Origin of the sequence: Citrobacter sp. RHB20-C16 (genome assembly GCF_013890155.1) — a bacterium.
GTDB classification, from domain to species: Bacteria; Pseudomonadota; Gammaproteobacteria; order Enterobacterales; family Enterobacteriaceae; genus Citrobacter_A; species Citrobacter_A amalonaticus.
Map to the genome: position 1 here is coordinate 1,653,847 of NZ_CP057630.1, position 14,415 is coordinate 1,668,261.

A 14,415-nucleotide genomic window follows, 5' to 3' on the forward strand; every position below is an offset into this window, starting at 1 on the left:
ATGAAAACGATTGAAGTTGATGATGAACTCTACAGCTATATTGCCAGCCACACGAAGCATATTGGCGAGAGCGCATCCGAGATTTTACGGCGTATGTTGAAGTTTTCCGCCGCATCACTGCCCGTCACGCCAGTGACAAAAGAGGTTCGCGCTGCGCAACCGGTTGTTGCTGAGGCGAAACCCGTCAATCTTGTCAAAGATAAAGTGCGCGCTATGCGTGAACTGCTTCTGTCCGATGAATATGCGGAACAGAAGAAGGCCGTTAACCGCTTTATGCTGGTGCTGACTACACTCTATACACTGGATCAGCACGCGTTTGCTGAGGCAACGGAATCGTTGCATGGCCGTACGCGTGTCTACTTCGCGGCTGATGAACAGACGCTACTGAAAAACGGTAACCAAACCAAACCAAAACACGTGCCCGGCACGCCGTATTGGGTGATCACCAACACCAACACCGGCCGTAAATGCAGCATGATTGAGCACATCATGCAGTCAATGCAATTCCCGGCGGAATTGATTGAAAAGGTTTGCGGAACAATTTAATCCATGCAGAAAAGGACCAGGCAATGGCAATCCACGACCGTGCAGGTAAACCTGCGCAACAGAGTGATTTGATTAACGTCGCGCAACTGACGTCACAATACTATGTACTGAAGCCCGCAAAAGGAAATGCGGAACACGCGGTGAAGTTCGGCACCTCCGGACACCGTGGCAGTGCAGGCCGTCATAGCTTCAACGAACCCCACATTCTGGCGATTGCGCAGGCTATCGCGGAAGAACGTGCGAAAAATGGTATTACGGGTCCATGCTACGTGGGAAAAGATACCCATGCACTGTCTGAACCGGCGTTTATCTCCGTGCTGGAAGTGCTCGCCGCGAACGGTGTTGATGTGATTGTTCAGGAGAGCAACGGTTTTACCCCAACACCCGCTGTGTCAAATGCCATTCTGGTTCACAACAAAAAAGGCGGTCCGCTGGCTGACGGTATTGTGATTACCCCGTCCCACAATCCGCCAGAAGATGGTGGCATTAAATACAACCCGCCTAATGGTGGCCCGGCAGATACCAACGTCACGAAAGTGGTGGAAGATCGCGCGAATGCGCTGCTGGCTGACGATCTGAAAGGCGTGAAGCGCATTTCTCTGGATGCGGCGCTGGCATCCGGTCATGTCAAAGAGCAGGACCTGGTACAGCCGTTCGTTGAGGGGCTGGCTGATATCGTCGATATGGCGGCGATTCAGAAAGCCGGTCTGACGCTGGGTGTGGATCCGCTGGGCGGCTCCGGTATTGAATACTGGAAGCGTATCGCAGAGCATTACAAACTGAATCTGACCATCGTAAACGATCAGGTTGATCAGACTTTCCGCTTTATGCATCTCGATAAAGATGGCGCAATCCGTATGGACTGCTCGTCTGAATGTGCCATGGCCGGTTTGCTGGCGCTGCGTGATAAGTTTGACCTGGCGTTCGCCAACGATCCGGATTATGACCGTCACGGTATTGTCACTCCGGCGGGGCTGATGAATCCAAACCACTACCTGGCGGTAGCTATCAACTACCTGTTCCAGCATCGTCCGCAGTGGGGCAAAGACGTGGCTGTCGGTAAGACGCTGGTTTCGTCGGCAATGATTGACCGCGTGGTTAACGATCTGGGGCGTAAACTGGTTGAAGTTCCGGTGGGCTTTAAATGGTTTGTTGATGGTCTGTTTGACGGCAGCTTCGGCTTTGGCGGCGAAGAGAGCGCGGGGGCATCCTTCCTGCGTTTCGACGGTACGCCGTGGTCTACTGATAAAGACGGGATCATCATGTGTCTGCTGGCAGCAGAAATTACTGCCGTCACCGGGAAGAACCCGCAGGAGCACTACAACGAGCTTGCCGCCCGTTTTGGTGCGCCGAGCTACAACCGTCTGCAGGCTGGCGCAACATCGGCACAGAAAGCGGCGCTGTCTAAACTGTCTCCGGAGATGGTCAGCGCCAGTACGCTGGCCGGTGACCCGATCACAGCACGTCTGACGGCGGCTCCCGGTAACGGTGCGTCGATTGGCGGTCTGAAAGTCATGACCGACAACGGTTGGTTCGCGGCACGCCCTTCGGGTACGGAAGATGCGTACAAGATCTATTGCGAGAGCTTCCTTGGCGAAGAACATCGCAAGCAGATCGAGAAAGAAGCGGTCGAAATCGTCAGCGAAGTGCTGAAAAACGCCTGAGTTGTACCACTGAATTAAAAAAGGAGCCGAAAGGCTCCTTTTTTGTTTGGCTAGCCTTAACCGTGCTTATTCTTCAGTTCAAAGCGTGGTGATACCAGGCCGTACAGCGTCCAGCCGAGGAAGGTCACGATGGAACCATACAACATCGCTTCTTCACCTGACGAGTAGAGCGCATAGAAGCTGTACATCGCACCGATGAAGGCGACAAAGTTTGCCATCTTCGCCTTTGACGGCGGAACGTTCGCCACTCTCTGGATGATCACCAGTGCGGCCATCGACAGAATATACGGAATGATATTCGTCACCACGGCCAGGTTGACCAGCACGTTAAACTGGCTGTTCAGCGACGGGCTGATGGTCATCAGCGATAAGCCACTCTGGATGATAACAATCGTCAGCATCCCCTGAACCGGCGCATCGACTTTGGTCACGCGAGAAAAGATTTTCGGGAAATAGCCTTCATCGGCAGAGGATTTAAAGACCTGCGCAATGGTGAACTGCCAGCCCAGCAATGAACCACAGCAGGACATGATCATCAGCGCCATGATCACTTTACCCACTTCCGGTGTGAACATCTGCGCGAACGCCAGACCAAACGGTGCGGTGGAGTTAGCCAGATCCATGTTAGGCACAATCCCGGCAATCACGTTGGTAGAGACGATGTAGATCACCGCCGCGCCCAGCGTCCCGCCCAGTACGGCAATCGGTACGTTCTTCTCCGGGTTTTCCACCACTTCCGCGTTCGCACAGGCGGATTCCAGACCAAGGAACGCCCACAGCGTCATGGCGATAGAGGAACCGACGGCGGTAAAGAACGGTACATGATGCGGGTTCCATGAGTTGGCATACAGCGTCGGGCTAAACCAGAACCAGCCGATAATGCACAGACCGACCACCGGAATGATCACCCCCCAGACGGTAATGCTACTGATCTGTCCGGTAATGCGCGCACCGCCAAAGTTCGCGACCGTACAGATCCACAGTACACCGATGGTGGCGAGACCGATTTGCACCGGGGAGAGGGTGGCGCCGAAAAGTTCGGTACCGTAACCCACGGCGGAGATGGCAATGGCGACGTTGGCAATCAACAGCGATACCCCATAGGTGTAGTTCGCCATAAAGTTACCGGATTTACCAAACGCATATTCTGCGTAGCCCCCCATCCCGCCGGCTTTACGGCTGAACATTCCGCACTTGGCGAACGCCCAGGCCAGCGCCATGGACCCGACGGCTGTCACCAGCCAGGAGATAATCGAAATGGTGCCGACTTCAGCCAGTTTGGTCGGCAGCATGATGATCCCGGAGCCCATCATATTGACCATGGTCAGGATGGTGAGCTGCATCACGCCCATTTTATTGGATTTGGCTTTACTCATAATGCTTCTCCTTTCAACAGGTCGCTTTGTGCTTCACGCGGTTTAATCACGTAGCACCACACCTGTTTGCGACCATCGCACTCGTTGATGTACACACCCTGAAGTTCCGGCGCGAAACCGGGCAGCAGGTTGATCCCTTCTTCCAGTGCGCTGAAGTAACGCAGTACCGCACCGCCCCAGACTTCCCCAGGAACCACGCACAGCACACCCGGCGGGTAAGGGAGCGCGCCTTCAGCGGCAATACGGCCTTCGGCCTCAGGCAGCGGCACCAGATCCACTTCACCACGCAGATAGGCGTAGTTGGCATCTTGTGGGTTCATGCTGACGCGCGGGAAATGGGACTTGCGGAACATCTCTTTTTGCAGTTGTTTTACGTTGTGACGCGCATACAGGTCGTGCATCTCCTGACACAACTGGCGCAGGGTGTAACCGGCATAACGCGCTTCGTGCTGTTTGTAGATAGACGGCAGAACGTCCGCCAGCGGTGCGTCAGATTCCAGCAGGCGCTCGAAGCGCACCAGCAGGGCGACGAGTTGTTGCAGTTTCGCCATGTCTTCCGCCGGGGTCAGCAGGAACAGGATCGAGTTGAGGTCGCATTTTTCCGGGACCACGCCGTTTTCACGCAGGAAGTTGGCAAGAATAGTCGCCGGGACGCCGAAGGTGTCGTACTCGCCATTGCGTGCGTTGATACCCGGGGTGGTCAACAACAGTTTGCAAGGGTCAACAAAGTATTGATGCTCGGCGTAACCTTCAAACGCATGCCAGTGTTCGCCAGGGACGAAGTGGAAAAAGCGCAGATCGTTGGCGATTTCCGCAGTCGGATAAGACTGCCACGGTTTGCCATCAACCAGTTCCGGAACAAAGGGACGGATATGATGGCAGTTATCAAGGATCAGCTTACGGGCGTCGATACCGTTGGCGACACAGTCCATCCACATGTTGCGGCCACTGACGCCTTCGTGCATTTTGGCGTTAATATCCAGTGCGGCAAACAGCGGATAGAACGGGCTGGTGGAGGCGTGCATCATGAACGCGTTATTCATGCGTTTATGCGGCACATAGCGCGGCTGACCTTTGATATGGCTGTCTTTTTTGTGAATTTGCGAGGTCTGGGAGAAGCCCGCTTGCTGTTTGTGAACGGACTGCGTTACCAGAATACCCGGATCGTTTTCGTTCAGTTCCAGCAGCAGCGGAGAACAATCCGCCATCATCGGGATAAACTGCTCATAGCCCACCCAGGCGGAATCGAACAGAATGTAATCGCAAAGGTGACCAATTTTATCCACCACCTGACGGGCGTTATAAATCGTGCCGTCGTAGGTGCCCAACTGGATAACGGCAAGACGGAATGGACGTGCGTCACGAGCCCGTTGCGGTGCCACTTCGCTGACCAGTTCGCGCAGGTAGCTTTCTTCAAAGCAGTGGGCATCGATCCCGCCGATAAAGCCGTACGGGTTACGTGCGGTTTCCAGATAGACCGGCGTTGCGCCCGCCTGCAATAACGCGCCGTGGTGGTTTGACTTGTGGTTGTTACGGTCGAAGAGCACCAGATCGCCCGGAGTCAGCAGTGCGTTCAGCACCACTTTGTTAGACGAAGAGGTTCCGTTTAACACAAAGTAGGTTTTATCGGCGTTAAAAACCTTCGCGGCATGTTGCTGGGCGATGCACGGTGCGCCTTCATGGATCAGCAAATCGCCCATTGCCACGTCAGCATTGCACAGGTCGGAGCGGAAAAGCGTTTCGCCGAAATATTCCACGAACTGGTTACCTGCCGGGTGACGGCGGAAAAACTCGCCGCCCTGATGTCCGGGGCAGTCGAAGGCGCTGTTTCCCTGGTTTACATAATCAACCAGCGCGCGGAAGAACGGTGGTCGTAATTGTGTTTCGTAATGACTGGCTGCCGTTTCTAACTGACGACCGTAGAAAGCGGTACGGGCTTCATTGCATTCGAATACGCCCGAAATGCGCGGCAGATGTTCTGCCGGAACGCGCTCTTCCTCTTCGGTTGCGATAAATACCGGAATACCGTATCCGGTCGAGTCAATTTCATCGAGCTTCCCACGTTCAATATCATTGACAGACAACACGACGGCAGCGACATCAATAAAATTACTTTCATCAACATTCACAATCGTGCGTTGTGTAGAAAAACAGTCAGGGCAAGAACGACTCACGGCAATTTTTAATTCAGACATTTTCATCTCTTTATTTTCAGATAATAGCAGGTCCTCAATTTCCCGAATGAGAAACTGATAACGCCGGAATAAAAGCAAAGTGTGTCCCCTGATAAATAAATCAGTAAATTGCTTTTTTTCAGGATGCAAAAAACCTTACCTGTCCGGTCACAGGCAAATCAAGGCTTAAGCAGAGTGAGCACTGAGGAATACAGGCGTGAGCCTGCGATACAGCGAGTCAGGAAGACCTGTATGCTGGAGTGCCCATAGTCGAAAGACTAACGGGCATTAAAGAAATGAAAGTCAAAACTATTACGGTGGGCAAACATCATAATATGTGTTGTCCGCCTGATATGTGGCATAGTACGGCTATTGTTTTCCATTTTGATTACCTTTTCTTTATCAGTAGAAGGTGAAGGTATTTTATCCAGGAAAACGGCCTAATCCGTGAAGGAGATCAATAAAAAACGATCATTCGCAAAATATTTAGTCGTTTTTTATGCATGGCTGGCGATAAGATATCGTTTTGTTTATTATTTGTTATAATTCTGTATTTTTTAATTTTGTGGAAAATCTTAAATACCCGAAATAATATAATTTCGACTAAGTAAGAATAATAAAAATTAATTTTAAGATTTATTTAAAAATAATGAATAACCATTCATGGCATAAAACGATAGCCAATACCGGTTTCGGTAATAAAGTGGCGGGGGCGCGCGGGATCACGCTCCAGTTTCTGTCGCAGGTGACCCATATAAATACGCAAATAATGGCTGTGCTCGACGGCGTTCGGTCCCCAGACCTGGTTCAACAACTGGCGCTGGGTCAGCACTTTCCCGGCGTTGTTGAGCAACACGGCCAGCAGGCGAAACTCAATCGGTGTTAAATGGATTTCTGTTTCTCCGCGATGAATCAGATGCGCAGCGAGATCGACGACCACATCGGAAAAGCGTACCACCGGCTCAGGAGAGGGCGTTGCAGAATGACGGCGCAGGGCGACGCGCAGACGTGCCTGTAACTCGCCAATGCCAAACGGTTTGCTCAGGTAGTCGTCGGCACCGGCGTCGAGCGCGGCAATTTTATCGCTCTCTTCGCTACGTGCAGAGAGCACGATCACCGGGACGGCGCTCCACTGTCGCAGGTCGCGAATGAAATCGATGCCGTCACCATCCGGCAGGCCGAGATCGAGAATAATGAGATCGGGCTTGCGCGTTGCCGCTTCCAGCAAACCACGCTGAAGCGTCTCGGCGTCGTACACGCGCAACCCATCGGCTTCCAGCGCGGTACGCAGAAAGCGGCGAATGGCCTGCTCATCTTCAACAATCAGAACGTTTGTCACATATCCTCATGAAAATCTTCAAGTTCTGGTGGAGCGTCTTGCCTCAGTGTAACACGGAAACAGGCACCGCCCTGAGGGCGATTATAGACGGCAATTGACCCGCCATGCACTTCCACTATCGCCCGACAAATGGCCAGCCCCAGCCCGACGCCCGGCACCGCTGACTCTTTGTTCCCCCGTGAGAATTTATCGAACACGCGCTGCTCCTGTCCTTGTGGAATGCCTGGCCCATTATCCCAGACGTCGAGTTGCAGATGTTCGTCTTCAACGTGCGCGTCGATGCCGATCTGCGCCTGCGGTCCGGCATATTTAATGGCATTCTCCAGCAGATTAATCAGTACCCGTTCGAACAGGGGGCCATCGACGTGAATGAGGGTCAGCGGCGCGGGCAGGGAAAGGTTTACCGGATGAACCAGGCCTGGCTCCAGCATTTTCAGCGCGCTGCCCACTACTTCTTCCAGCGTCAGCCACTCTTTTTTGAGGTTGAAACCACCAGACTGAATCCGCGCCATATCCAACAGGTTATTCACCAGACGGGTGGTATTCAGTACATGCTGGCGTATTTCGCTGGCCTGTCTGGCATGAGGCGAGCCTTCGCTGGCGAGGTCGAGCGTGAGGATTTCCGCCTGACCAAACAGCACGGTCAGCGGGGTGCGCAGGTCGTGAGAAAGTGCCGCGAGCAGAGCGTTGCGCAGGCTTTCCCGTTCGCTGGCCAGCCGCGCCTGCTCTTCGCTGGCCGTTAAGGTCAGACGTTCCAGCGCATTCGCCACCAGCAAAGTGAAGGTTTCCAACAGTCGCTGCTGCTCGGGGATCATTAACTGACGCAGATTGCCGGGTTCGACAACTACCAGGCCGTGGGTTTTGTCGGCGCTGCGTAACGGCAGGATCTGGTACGGCACGCCTGGCAGGGTATCGGTGCCAGCGCCTGCCGGTAACCCTTTATCAAAGCTCCAGCGGGCAATAGCATCATCCCAGGGGGTCATTCCCTGCTGGTGGGTGAGGGCGGCCAGTTTGCCCTCTTCATTCGGCAATAAAATCTGGCTGCGGGCATGAAAGGTGGAGGCAATAAATTGTTCGCTGGTACTGGCGATGTCTTGCGCACTGCGCCCCATCGCCAACGCTTTCGACATCTCATAAAGATGACGAGTTCGCTGTTCCCGGTAGCGCGCAACGCGAGCCTGATAGCGCACGCCCGCCGTCAGGTTACCCACGACCAGTCCAACCGTCAGCATGACGCCGAAGGTGAGGAGATACTGCACGTCCGAGACGGCGAGCGTGCCGCGCGGCGCAATGAAGAACAGATCAAAGCTGACCACGCCAATAAAGGTGGAAAACGCCGATGGCCAGCGACCATAGAAGAGAGCGATGACCACCACACCGAGCAGATAGAGCATCACCAGGTTTGCGGCATCAAAGGCGGCCAGCCACTGGCTGGCGATAAACGTTGTCAGAGCGCAGAGTGCAACGGCAACCAGACAGCCCTGAATTTGCACCCGCCACTTGTCTTTAAAGGCGCGGGTATCGGGCAGGGACGACAGCGTCCGCACCGGCGGCTCATCGAGGGCGACCACCATCAAATCCAGCTCAGGGGCGCGTTTCGCCAGCCGATCGGCAAACGACTCCCGGTGCCACCAGCGTCGCGTTGACGTTCGCCCCAGCACTATTTTTCCCAGATTATGCTCGCGAGCGTAGCGGACCACCGCTTTATCCTCGCTGGGATCGGATAGCGTGGCGGTCTCCGCGCCCAGCTCTTGCGCCAGTCGCAGGGCGTGCAGAATATTGCGCCGCTGCTTTTCCGGCAAGCGATGCAGCGCGGGGGTTTCGACGTAGACGGCGTGCCAGATGCTGCCCAGTCGCGACGCCAGTCGTGCGGCAGTACGCACCAGTTTTTCACTGCCGGTGTTGTGACCAATGCAGAGCAGTATGGCGTCGCGGGTATGCCAGACCTTCTCTTCACCCGGACGACCGCGCCAGGCGCGCATCTGATCGTCCACCCGATCGGCGGTGCGGCGCAGCGCCAGTTCGCGTAGCGCGATTAAATTACCCTTACGGAAAAAGTGTTCAATAGCACGCTCGGCCTGTCCCGCAATATAGACTTTGCCCTCTTTCAGGCGCTGGCGCAGATCGTCAGGTGGTAAATCGACCAACACCACCTCGTCGGCAGCGTCAAAAAACGGATCCGGCACGGTTTCGCGCACCTGAATCCCCGTCACGCCGCTGACCACATCGTTCAGGCTTTCGAGATGCTGCACGTTGACGGTGGTAAAGACATCAATACCGGCGTCGAGCAGTTCTTCAATGTCCTGCCAGCGCTTGGGATGGCGTGAACCCGGTGCATTACTGTGCGCCAGTTCATCCATTAAGATCAGCGCCGGACGGCGTGCGAGCGCGGCATCGAGATCGAATTCACTGATATGACGTCCGTGGCGCGCCTGGCGTTTCAACGGCAGAAAGCTGAGACCATCCAGCAGAGCGGCGGTCTCTTTGCGTCCATGGGTCTCCACCACGCCAATCAGGATGTCGAGTCCCTGTGCGCGCAGGCGCTGGGCTTCAGCCAGCATCGACCAGGTTTTCCCGACGCCCGCACAGGCGCCGAAGAAGATTTTTAGTTTTCCCCGATGGGGGGCGACCGCCTGCTCAAGCAGGCGATCGGGATCGGGGCGTACTGGTTCACTATTCGCCATTCATGCTGTCCAGCGCTAAATTGAGTTCGACAATATTTACGACCGGTTGACCGATAAAGCTCACCAGTGGTTTCTGCGTGTATTCTGCAACCCGTTGCGTCACCTGTTCAATGGTCAGATGACGAGCCTGCGCCACGCGGGGGATTTGCCATGCCACCGCAGCGGGTGTCAGGTTGTTGTCCAGACCGCTCGCGGAGGCAGTAACCAGTTCCACCGGTACGTTACGACTGGCCTGCGGGTTGGCGGCGCGCAGGGTGGCGACCCGGTTTTGCAGTTGTTTATCCAGTTCCGGGTTACTGGCGGCGAGGTTACTGCCGCCGGATGCCATGGGATTATAGGGCATTTCAGCGGTGGCCGAAGGCCGTCCCTGGAAATAGCCTTCAGAGGTAAAGTTCTGCCCGATCAGCGCAGAACCCCGCACCCCATGCTCATCCCGAATCAGTGAACCGTTGGCCTGATACGGGAACCACCATTGCCCCAGCGCGGTGGTCAGCAGCGGATACGCACCGCCCGTCAGCAGCAGCAGGAAAATCAGTGTTGAAAACAACGGACGTAAAGCACTCATCAGACACCTCACACCAGACCCAGCAGGGTCAGCAGCAAATCAATTACTTTGATGCCAATAAACGGCACCACCAGCCCCCCCAGACCGTAAATCCACAGGTTACGGCGCAGCATGGCGGAGGCGGAAAGCGGTTTGTAGCTCACGCCTTTCAGCGCCAGCGGGATCAGAAAGACAATAATCAAGGCGTTAAAGATCACCGCACTCAGAATGGCCGAGTCCGGCGAATGCAGACGCATGATGTTCAGCGCATTCAGTTGCGGATAGGTCGCGGCGAACGCGGCCGGAATGATCGCAAAATACTTCGCCACGTCGTTGGCGATACTGAACGTGGTCAGTGAACCACGCGTCATCAGCATCTGTTTGCCGATGTGCACCACTTCGATAAGCTTGGTGGGGTTAGAGTCGAGATCGACCATGTTGCCCGCTTCTTTTGCCGCCTGCGTACCGGAGTTCATTGCTACCGCGACATCGGCCTGGGCCAGCGCCGGGGCGTCGTTGGTACCATCACCGGTCATCGCCACTAAGCGGCCTTCCGCCTGATACTGGCGGATGAGCGCCAGCTTGGCTTCCGGTGTCGCTTCGGCAAGAAAGTCATCCACACCCGCCTCGGCGGCGATGGCGGCGGCGGTCAGGCGATTATCGCCAGTGATCATCACCGTTTTAATGCCCATTTTACGCAACTGGGCAAAACGCTCTTTTATCCCGCCTTTGACGATATCTTTCAGCGCGATCACGCCTAGCACCCGGGAACCTTCCACCACCACGAGCGGCGTGGCGCCCAGACGGGCGACGCTGTCCACTTTCTGCTCGACATCCGCCGGGAACTGGCCGCCGCTGGCCTCAATGTGGCGACGGATGGCGTCGACGGAACCTTTACGAATCATCCGGTTGTCGATGTTAATACCGCTCATACGACTCTGGGCGGTAAAGGGGACGAAGGTGGCATGCAGCGACTGCACGTCACGTTCGCGCAGATTAAAGCGCTGCTTGGCGAGGATCACAATGCTGCGACCTTCCGGCGTCTCATCGGCTAACGACGAAAGCTGTGCGGCGTCGGCCAGCGTTTTTTCGTCGACACCCTGCGCAGGCAGGAAGTCCGAGGCCTGACGGTTACCGAGAGTAATGGTGCCGGTTTTGTCCAGCAGCAATACGTCCACGTCGCCTGCGGCTTCCACCGCACGGCCACTGGTGGCGATGACGTTCGCACCGAGCATACGGCTCATTCCGGCGACGCCAATCGCGGAGAGTAACCCGCCGATTGTCGTTGGGATCAGACAAACCAACAGGGCGACCAGCACCGTGACGCTGACCGCGTGACCGCCCCAGGCAGAAAACGGCCACAGCGTGGCGGTTGCCAGCAAAAAGACAATCGTCAGGGCTACCAGCAGAATGGTCAGGGCGATCTCGTTGGGCGTTTTACGGCGCTGGGCGCCTTCGACCATGGCGATCATCCGGTCAAGGAAAGTTTCGCCAGGATTCACGCTACACTCGATCACCAGCCAGTCGGAGAGAATGCGCGTCCCGCCAGTTACCGAGGCGAAATCGCCGCCGGATTCGCGGATGACCGGCGCAGACTCGCCGGTAATCGCACTTTCATCCACGGAGGCGCCGCCTTCAATGACTTCGCCGTCACAGGGAATGATATCACCTGCTTCCACCAGCACGATGTCGCCTTTGCGTAGCTCATCGGCCGGAACGTGATCCATTTTCGCGCCGTACTTCGGCTCGCGCAGTTTGCGGGCAAAGGCCGTCTTTTTCACTCCTTTGAGGCTGTTGGCCTGTGCTTTACTGCGCCCTTCGGCGAGCGCTTCCGCAAAGTTGGCAAACAGTACAGTGACCCACAGCCACAGACAGATCGCCCCGGTAAACAGCGCGCTGCCGGCCATCTGTCCTGTCGCCATCGCAACGGTAATCACGGTGGTCAGCAGGCTACCCATCCAGACAATGAACATCACCGGGTTGCGCCACTGGGTATGTGGGCTTAATTTTTTCACTGCGTCCATCAGCGCCTGAGCGACCAGAGACGGTTCGAACAGCGCCAGTTGTTTGCGACTCATAACATTTGCTCCGCATCGCTTAGCGTAAGGAAAGGTGTTCAGCGACTGGGCCAAGCGCCAGTGCAGGAATAAAGGTTAGGGCGCCGACTAACAGCACCGTGCCGATCAGTAAACCGACAAACAGCGCGCCGTGGGTCGCCAGGGTGCCGGGACTGGCCGGTTGGCTCTTTTTCACCACCAGCGATCCGGCAATCGCCATCACCGGGATGATGACCCCGAAGCGACCGACGAACATGCAAAACGCCAGCAGGCAGTTCCAGAACGGGGTGTTTGCGCTCAGACCAGCAAAGGCGCTGCCGTTGTTGTTGGCGGCGGAAGAGACGGCGTACAGGACTTCGCTAAAGCCGTGTGGGCCAGGGTTGAGCATGGCGCTGCGTCCCGCATCGGTCATCATGGCAAGCGCGGTGCCGAGTAAAACCAGCGCAGGGGTGACCAGAATCGCCAGTGCGGTCATTTTCATCTCGCGAACGTCGATCTTTTTGCCCAGGTATTCTGGCGTGCGGCCAATCATCAGTCCGGCGATAAACACCGCCAGCAGCACGAACAACAGCATGCCGTAAAGGCCCGAACCAACGCCGCCGAACACCACTTCGCCAATCTGCATCAGCCACATTGGCACCATGCCGCCCAGCGCGGTAAACGAGTCGTGCATGGCGATCACCGCCCCGCAGGAGGCCGCTGTCGTTACTACCGCAAACAGGCTGCTTACCAGCACGCCAAAGCGGCTCTCTTTGCCTTCCATATTAGGAGTGGAATCTGCGCCAAATTGCAGCAGATGGGGGTTGCCCTGGACCTCCGCCCACATCACCACCGCCACGCAGACGGTGAAGATGAGCGACATGGTCCACAGCAACATCCGCCCCTGGCGACGATCGCCTGCCGCGTCGCCAAACGCGAAACAGAGCGCGGCTGGAATTAAAAAGATGGCCAGCATTTGCACCATGTTGGTCAGCGCGGTGGGGTTTTCGAACGGGTGTGCCGAGTTGGCGTTAAAGAAGCCGCCGCCGTTGGTCCCCAGCATCTTGATGGCTTCCTGCGAGGCCACCGGCCCCATCGGCAGCAGTTGCTGCACACCTTCCAGAGTAGTGAAAGTCTGATAGGGCAGCAGGTTTTGCAGGCTGCCTTGCTGAATAAAGAACAGCGCAATCACCAGCGCGATGGGGCATAAAATCCACAAGGTAATACGCACCAGGTCGACCCACGCATTGCCCAGCGTATTCATGCTCTGGCGGGTAAAGGCGCGGATCAGCGCGAACACCACCGCAATGCCGGTCGCGGCGGACAGGAAGTTTTGTACCGTCAGCCCGGCCATCTGGCTGAAATAGCTTAAGGTGGTTTCCCCGCTGTAAGCCTGCCAGTTGGTATTGGTAACAAAACTCACCGCCGTATTAAGCGCCAGATGCCAGGGCAGACCGGGCAACTGCTGTGGATTCAGCGGCAGAAGGTGTTGCCACAACAACAGCAGGAACAGTAGCGTCAACCCCAGCACATTCAACGCGAGGATCGCCAGCAGGTACTGCTTCCAGTTCATCTCGTGTGTCGAAATGCCCAGACCGCGCCAGATCAGGCGTTCAACCCTCGCGGTACCAGGCAGCGAATGGTTGCCGATCAGCCGTGCCAGACCCGCGCCTAACGGCCTGGCGAGCACGAACAGAATCAGCAGAAAACTGGCGATGAGTAAAAATCCTTGCGCAGCCATCAGAACGCCTCCGCATTGATCAATGCATATACCAGGTAACCTAATAATAAGAAAATCAGCACGATGCCGATTATCACGCCTGCACTCACAGTGCACCTCCCGTGGCATAAATGTGATAAACAAAGCGTAAATATCTGCCTGCAAAGATTTCGCAAAAATCGACGTCGGGGGTGTAAAAAAAGTATAAAAATGGCAAAGACCATTATTTAACTAATGATTAGTATTAATTTAACTTTTTTGTAACTTAATTACGCGATAAAGATAAATAAAGCGTAAATAGCTAAAAATAAGTGGTCGGATGAGTAGTAAAA

The 14,415-nt window shown here is 55.6% G+C and carries 11 protein-coding genes; 2 read left to right on the plus strand and 9 right to left on the minus strand.

What is annotated here, in order from left to right; genetic code table 11:
• Both seqA and pgm read left to right on the plus strand, forming a co-directional pair.
• Positions 1-546, plus strand: coding sequence for a replication initiation negative regulator SeqA (gene seqA, locus HVX64_RS07940; RefSeq protein WP_044256570.1), 546 nt, complete (start codon positions 1-3; stop codon positions 544-546).
• Between the two features lie 23 nt (positions 547-569).
• Positions 570-2,210 (plus strand): phosphoglucomutase (alpha-D-glucose-1,6-bisphosphate-dependent), encoded by a 1,641-nt coding sequence (gene pgm, locus HVX64_RS07945; protein ID WP_043001390.1) that lies wholly within the window; start codon positions 570-572, stop codon positions 2,208-2,210.
• Positions 2,211-2,266: 56 nt separating this feature from the next.
• Here the strand turns inward: pgm and potE are convergent, their stop codons facing one another.
• The 9 genes from potE to kdpF form a co-directional block, all read right to left on the minus strand.
• Complete coding sequence (gene potE / locus HVX64_RS07950) at positions 2,267-3,586, minus strand: putrescine-ornithine antiporter (RefSeq protein ID WP_044256569.1); 1,320 nt, start codon at positions 3,584-3,586, stop codon at positions 2,267-2,269.
• Positions 3,583-5,781, minus strand: coding sequence for an ornithine decarboxylase SpeF (gene speF / locus HVX64_RS07955; RefSeq protein WP_044256722.1), 2,199 nt, complete (start codon positions 5,779-5,781; stop codon positions 3,583-3,585). The genes potE and speF overlap by 4 nt, the downstream gene beginning before the upstream one ends.
• 257 nt (positions 5,782-6,038) lie before the next feature.
• The gene (gene speFL / locus HVX64_RS07960; RefSeq protein ID WP_114149115.1) at positions 6,039-6,143 is read right to left on the minus strand and encodes a leader peptide SpeFL; all 105 of its coding nucleotides are present in this window, start codon (positions 6,141-6,143) and stop codon (positions 6,039-6,041) included.
• A gap of 278 nt (positions 6,144-6,421) precedes the next feature.
• Entirely contained in the window at positions 6,422-7,099 is a 678-nt protein-coding gene (gene kdpE / locus HVX64_RS07965) for a two-component system response regulator KdpE (RefSeq protein ID WP_043001388.1), read from the minus strand.
• A complete protein-coding gene (gene kdpD, locus HVX64_RS07970) occupies positions 7,096-9,783 on the minus strand; it encodes a two-component system sensor histidine kinase KdpD (RefSeq protein ID WP_181825377.1) in 2,688 nt (895 codons plus the stop codon). Before kdpD ends, kdpE begins: the two co-directional genes overlap by 4 nt.
• The gene (kdpC, locus tag HVX64_RS07975) at positions 9,773-10,348 is read right to left on the minus strand and encodes a potassium-transporting ATPase subunit KdpC (RefSeq protein ID WP_043001386.1); all 576 of its coding nucleotides are present in this window, start codon (positions 10,346-10,348) and stop codon (positions 9,773-9,775) included. Before kdpC ends, kdpD begins: the two co-directional genes overlap by 11 nt.
• Before the next feature lie 8 nt (positions 10,349-10,356).
• Positions 10,357-12,405 (minus strand): potassium-transporting ATPase subunit KdpB, encoded by a 2,049-nt coding sequence (gene kdpB / locus HVX64_RS07980; protein WP_043001385.1) that lies wholly within the window; start codon positions 12,403-12,405, stop codon positions 10,357-10,359.
• 19 nt (positions 12,406-12,424) lie between these two features.
• The gene (gene kdpA / locus HVX64_RS07985; RefSeq protein ID WP_044256567.1) at positions 12,425-14,104 is read right to left on the minus strand and encodes a potassium-transporting ATPase subunit KdpA; all 1,680 of its coding nucleotides are present in this window, start codon (positions 14,102-14,104) and stop codon (positions 12,425-12,427) included.
• On the minus strand, positions 14,104-14,193 hold the full coding sequence (kdpF, locus tag HVX64_RS07990; RefSeq protein ID WP_042285393.1) for a K(+)-transporting ATPase subunit F: 90 nt from the start codon (positions 14,191-14,193) through the stop codon (positions 14,104-14,106). Before kdpF ends, kdpA begins: the two co-directional genes overlap by 1 nt.
• Positions 14,194-14,415 lie beyond the last annotated feature (222 nt).

Bases quoted from the DNA above. Each gene is read 5' to 3' on its own strand.
- speF (WP_044256722.1), bottom strand. From the start codon at position 5,781: ATGTCTGAATTAAAAATTGCCGTGAGTCGTTCTTGCCCTGACTGTTTT.
- seqA (WP_044256570.1), top strand. From the start codon at position 1: ATGAAAACGATTGAAGTTGATGATGAACTCTACAGCTATATTGCCAGC.
- speFL (WP_114149115.1), bottom strand. From the start codon at position 6,143: ATGGAAAACAATAGCCGTACTATGCCACATATCAGGCGGACAACACAT.
- kdpB (WP_043001385.1), bottom strand. From the start codon at position 12,405: ATGAGTCGCAAACAACTGGCGCTGTTCGAACCGTCTCTGGTCGCTCAG.
- pgm (WP_043001390.1), top strand. From the start codon at position 570: ATGGCAATCCACGACCGTGCAGGTAAACCTGCGCAACAGAGTGATTTG.
- potE (WP_044256569.1), bottom strand. From the start codon at position 3,586: ATGAGTAAAGCCAAATCCAATAAAATGGGCGTGATGCAGCTCACCATC.
- kdpA (WP_044256567.1), bottom strand. From the start codon at position 14,104: ATGGCTGCGCAAGGATTTTTACTCATCGCCAGTTTTCTGCTGATTCTG.
- kdpC (WP_043001386.1), bottom strand. From the start codon at position 10,348: ATGAGTGCTTTACGTCCGTTGTTTTCAACACTGATTTTCCTGCTGCTG.
- kdpD (WP_181825377.1), bottom strand. From the start codon at position 9,783: ATGGCGAATAGTGAACCAGTACGCCCCGATCCCGATCGCCTGCTTGAG.